5 protein-coding genes are annotated in these 4,957 nt (G+C 61.8%); all 5 read left to right on the top strand.

The genetic code is table 11. The annotated features are described in order from the left end of the window. Window positions 1-59: 59 nt before the first annotated feature. Window positions 60-1,247, top strand: coding sequence for an ABC transporter substrate-binding protein (locus AAC126_RS21730; RefSeq protein WP_339857453.1), 1,188 nt, complete (start codon window positions 60-62; stop codon window positions 1,245-1,247). A 71-nt stretch (window positions 1,248-1,318) separates the two neighbouring features. Beyond that, window positions 1,319-2,101: an ABC transporter ATP-binding protein gene (locus AAC126_RS21725; protein ID WP_339857451.1), complete on the top strand. Its 783-nt coding sequence runs from the start codon at window positions 1,319-1,321 to the stop codon at window positions 2,099-2,101. Further along, the gene (locus tag AAC126_RS21720) at window positions 2,098-2,802 is read left to right on the top strand and encodes an ABC transporter ATP-binding protein (protein WP_339857449.1); all 705 of its coding nucleotides are present in this window, start codon (window positions 2,098-2,100) and stop codon (window positions 2,800-2,802) included. The genes AAC126_RS21725 and AAC126_RS21720 overlap by 4 nt, the downstream gene beginning before the upstream one ends. A 1-nt stretch (window position 2,803) precedes the next feature. Next, window positions 2,804-3,814, top strand: a complete 1,011-nt coding sequence (locus AAC126_RS21715) for a branched-chain amino acid ABC transporter permease (RefSeq protein WP_339857447.1) — start codon at window positions 2,804-2,806, stop codon at window positions 3,812-3,814. Continuing rightward, window positions 3,811-4,957 (top strand): branched-chain amino acid ABC transporter permease (locus tag AAC126_RS21710; protein WP_339857446.1); only part of this gene is annotated, 1,147 nt, incomplete at its 3' end. The genes AAC126_RS21715 and AAC126_RS21710, both read left to right, overlap by 4 nt.

Below are 4,957 nucleotides of genomic sequence, written 5' to 3'. Positions count from 1 at the left end.
AGATGGGGATTTGTATAGTGTTTGGAATTACGAAACGTAAACCTACAGAGGAAGCGACCATGAAACGATTGCTACCGTTGTTATGTGCGGCGGTGATGTCGACGACTGCCGCTCATGCACAAGATGCCGTTAAGATCGGCATGCTTCAGGGCTTTACCGGCCCGACGGAATCACTGGTCAAGCCGATGGCGCTTGGTGGTGAGATGGCCATCCAGGAAGTGTCCGACAGTGGCATTTTCCTCGGCGGCAAGAAGGTTGTTTCCGTGCGCGGCGACAGCACCTGCGTCGATGCCGCTGCCGCGACGGCTGCCGCCGACCGTCTGATCACGTCCGAGGGGGTTGCCGGTATCGTCGGCGCGACCTGTTCCGGCGCGACCACTGCGGTGCTCAATAACGTCGCCCGGCCGAACGGCATGGTGATGATTTCCCCGTCGGCAACTTCGCCGGCGCTGAGCACCATCGAGGATGACGGTGTTTTCTTCCGCACCGCCCCGTCCGACGCCCGCCAGGGCCAGATCATCGGTGACGTCCTTGCCGCGCAAGGTATCAAGACCGCCGCTCTGACTTACACCAACAACGATTACGGCAAGGGTCTGGCCGACTCGATCCAGTCCGCCTTCGAAGCCAAGGGCGGCAAGATCACCGCCGTTGCCGCGCACGAAGACGGCAAGGCCGATTACTCCGCTGAAGTCGCGACGCTTGCGGCTGCGGGTGGCGATATCCTGATCGTTGCCGGTTATCTCGACCAGGGCGGCAAGGGCATGATCCAGGCTGCGCTCGATACCGGTGCCTTCGATCATTTCGTCCTGCCGGACGGCATGGTCGGCGAAGCGCTGACCGATCATTTCGGCGCCGACCTCGACGGCTCCATCGGCACCAATCCGGGCACGGACAGCCCGGGCGCGGCAATGCTTGCGAAGCTGGCCGAGGGCAAGGGCTTCAAGGGCGACGACCCGTATGTTCCGGAAGCCTATGACGCATCCGCCATTCTTCTGCTGGCCATGCAGTCCGCCGGCAGTACCGATCCGGCAGTCTACAAGAGCCATATCGAGAAAGTGGCGAATGCGCCGGGCGAGAAGATCTTCCCGGGTGAACTCGCGAAAGCGCTCAAGATTCTTGCCGATGGCGGCGACATTGATTATGTCGGCGGCACCGCGCTTGAGCTGATCGCGCCGGGCGAGTCCGCGGGCAGCTTCCGCGAGACCACGATTGCCGACGGTAAATGGAAAACCGTCGGTTATCACTGATCGGTCGGGTAGAGACTTTACGGGAAACGGTCGGGCATCAGCCTGACCGTTTCGCCTATATGGACTGATAAATGATCTGTGTTGAAAACGTCACCAAGCGATTTGGTGGCATACACGCCGTCAACGGTGTGTCGCTGGAAATCCAGCAAGGCTCCATTACCGGGCTGATTGGTCCGAACGGGGCGGGGAAGACGACGCTCTTCAACATTATCGCCGGCGCTTTCCCGCCGACATCGGGGAAGATTTACCTCGACGGCGAGGACGTGACCGAGCTGGAGCCGCACGAACTGTTCCACAAGGGGCTGTTGCGCACCTTCCAGATCGCCCACGAGTTTTCCAGCCTGACGGTGCTGGAAAATCTGATGGTGGTTCCGGGAGACCAGCCCGGCGAGGATTTGCGGCATGCCTGGTTCAATTTCGCCGCGGTGCGCGAGACCGAGCAAAAGGTCCGTGAACGCGCCCGCGACGTAATCGAATTCCTGGAAATCCAGCATCTCGAAAATGAGCTGGCCGGTAATCTTTCCGGCGGCCAGAAGAAGCTGCTCGAACTCGGCCGCACCATGATGGTCGATGCAAAGATCGTGTTCCTCGATGAGGTCGGCGCCGGCGTGAACCGCACGCTGCTGCAGACCATCGCGCGCTCGATCCAGCGCTTGAACAAGGAGCGCGGCTACACCTTCTGCCTGATCGAACACGACATGGATTTCATCGCCCGGCTTTGCGATCCGGTCATCGTCATGGCCGAGGGCAAGCTGCTGACGGAAGGTACCGTCGATCAGGTGATGAACAACGAGGAGGTCATCGAGGCCTATCTCGGGACCGGCCGCAAACACAAGCGGGTGTCGGAACAATGAGTTTTCTTTCCGCGACCGGCATGACCGGCGGCTATGGCGGGGCCGATATCCTGACCGATTGCGAACTGCGTGTGGAGCGTGGCGAAGTCGCCGTCGTCGTTGGCCCGAACGGGGCCGGCAAGTCGACGGCGATGAAGGCGGTGTTCGGCATGCTGACCCTGCGCGAGGGCAGCGTTGTCTTCGACGGGGAGGATATCACCTCCATGGCGCCGCAGGAGCGGGTACGCCATGGCATGGGGTTCGTGCCGCAGAACCGGAACGTCTTCGTCTCGCTCACCGTCGAGGAAAACCTCGAAATGGGTGCCTTCATCCGCGATGACGACATCACGGAGTCCAAGGAACAGGTCTTCTCCCTGTTCCCGATCCTGGCCGAAAAGCGCAATCAGCCCGCGGGCGAGCTGTCCGGCGGGCAGCGCCAGCAGGTCGCGGTCGGCCGCGCGCTGATGACCCAGCCCAAACTGCTGATGCTGGACGAGCCGACGGCTGGTGTGTCGCCGATCGTGATGGACGAGCTGTTCGACAAGATCGTCGAGATCGCGCGCACAGGGATCGCCATCCTGATGGTCGAGCAGAACGCCCGCCAGGCGCTGGAGATCGCCGATCACGGCTTTGTTCTCGTGCAGGGCACCAACCGCTTCACCGATACCGGCGAGGCCCTTCTGGCGAACGAGGAAGTTCGCCGTTCCTTCCTCGGGGGCTGAGATGGATATCGCCAACGCATTCGCTCTGCTCAGCAATTTCGTCCTTGTCCCGGCGCTCGCCTATGGCGCCCAGCTCGCGCTTGGCGCCCTCGGGGTCACGATCATTTTCGGTATCCTGCGCTTCGCCAATTTTGCCCATGGCGAGATGATGTCCTTCGGTGCCATGGCGGCAATCCTCGCCACCTGGTTCCTGCAATCGCAAGGGGTCAGTATCGCGCCATTGCCAACGGCGCTTCTGGCTTTGCCGATCGGCATTCTTGCCGCCATTGGCATGGCGTGCCTGACGGACCGTTTCGTCTTCCGGTTCTATCGCCGCAAGCGGTCGAACCCGATCGTTTTCGCCATCGTGTCTGTTGGGGTGATGTTCGTGATGGCGGGGCTGATCCGCATCATCATCGGCCCGGACGACCAGAGTTTCGCGGACGGCGCCCGGTTCCTGGTCACTGTCCGGGAATTCAAGGCGGCCACCGGCCTTGATCAGGGTATCGCCATCAAGCAAAGCCAGGTGATCACCGTGGTGGTCGCGCTGATCGTCGTCGCCTTCCTGTTCTGGTTCCTGCAAAGGACGCGCTGGGGCAAGGCCATGCGGGCATATTCCGATGATGAGGATCTGGCGCTGCTTTCCGGCATCGACCCGGAAAAGGTGGTGCTGATCGCCTGGATCATCGCCGCCGCCCTCGCGGCCATTGCCGGCACGCTCTACGGTCTCGACAAGACCTACAAGCCTTTCATCTTCCTGCAGATCCTGCTGCCGATCTTCGCCGCGACCATTCTCGGCGGTATCGGCCAGCCGGTGGGGGCCGTGCTTGGCGGCTTCATCATCGCCTTCTCGGAAGTGATGGTGACATACGCCTTCAAGCGTTTCCTGGCCTATCTCGGCCCGGATGGCTGGGTGCCGGACGGGCTCGTCCAGCTGCTTTCCACCGATTACAAATTCGCGGTGTCTTTCGTCATCCTGGTGGCTGTTCTGCTGGTCAGACCGACGGGCATCATTCGAGGAAAAGTCATATGACGAAGAAGGTCGCCCTCTATTACAGCCTGATGGGCCTGGTGCTGATCGCGGTCGGCTTTTTCCAGAGCTGGACCGTTGCATTCGGCATTCTGAACCTGTGTCTGATCTCGGCGATCATGGCGCTCGGCGTGAACATGCAATGGGGTTATGCCGGGCTGTTCAATGTCGGGATCATGGGCTTCACGGCGCTTGGCGCCCTTGCTGCCGTGCTGGTTTCCATGGCGCCGGTGCAGGAGGCGTGGGAGGTCGCGGGAGGCGATCTTTTCCTGTCGCTGCTGTCGCTTGCGGGAACCGTCGTCGTCATTATGTTTGCCCGCCGCGCCGTTCCGCCGGGCTTGCGCCCCTATGTCGTGGTTCTGCTGCTGATCCCCGGCTATTTTCTGACGACGCATTTCTTCCTTCCGGCGACGGAGCGGATCGAGGCCATTGATCCGGCATTGACCGGATATCTCGGGGGGCTTGGCCTGCCGGTTCTGCTGGCATGGCCCGTCGGCGGGCTGGTCGCGGCCGGTGCGGGCTGGCTGATCGGCAAGATCTCCCTCGGCCTGCGCGCCGACTATCTGGCCATCGCAACGCTCGGCATTTCAGAGATCATCATCGCCGTCATCAAGTACGAGGAGTGGCTCTCGCGCGGGGTGAAGAACGTGACCGGCATTCCGCGTCCGGTCCCCTATGAGGTGGATCTTGTCGAGACGGACTGGTTCATCTCCTTTGCCACTTCGCTCGGTCTGAGCGACATGTCGGAAGCCGCCGGTGTGTTCGTGAAGATCTGTTACGCCCTGCTCTTCATTGCCGTGCTGGCCATCATCATGTGGCTGGCCGAGCGGGCCTTGCAGTCGCCCTGGGGGCGGATGATGCGGGCGATCCGGGACAATAGGGACGCGGCGGCGGCCATGGGCAAGGATGTGAAGGCCCGGCATTTGCAGGTCTTCGTGCTCGGCTGCGCCGTCTGCGGTGTTGCCGGTGCCATGCTGGCGACCCTCGACGGCCAGTTGACGCCGACCAGCTACATTCCGCTGCGATACACCTTCCTGATCTGGGTGATGGTGATCCTGGGCGGGTCCGGTAACAACTGGGGCGCGATCCTGGGCGGGTTCGTGATCTGGTTCCTGTGGATCCAGGCGGAGCCGCTTGGAAGCTGGG

Origin of the sequence: uncultured Nisaea sp. (assembly GCF_963974195.1) — a bacterium.
Lineage (GTDB): Bacteria > Pseudomonadota > Alphaproteobacteria > Thalassobaculales > Thalassobaculaceae > Nisaea.
Note: the sequence above shows the minus strand (reverse complement) of the source record. Positions and strands in the feature narration are given on the sequence as shown.

What these genes read in the sequence shown, in the direction of transcription:
- AAC126_RS21730 (WP_339857453.1), top strand. Translation starts at nt 60, where the DNA reads ATGAAACGATTGCTACCGTTGTTATGTGCGGCGGTGATGTCGACGACT.
- AAC126_RS21720 (WP_339857449.1), top strand. Translation starts at nt 2,098, where the DNA reads ATGAGTTTTCTTTCCGCGACCGGCATGACCGGCGGCTATGGCGGGGCC.
- AAC126_RS21715 (WP_339857447.1), top strand. Translation starts at nt 2,804, where the DNA reads ATGGATATCGCCAACGCATTCGCTCTGCTCAGCAATTTCGTCCTTGTC.
- AAC126_RS21725 (WP_339857451.1), top strand. Translation starts at nt 1,319, where the DNA reads ATGATCTGTGTTGAAAACGTCACCAAGCGATTTGGTGGCATACACGCC.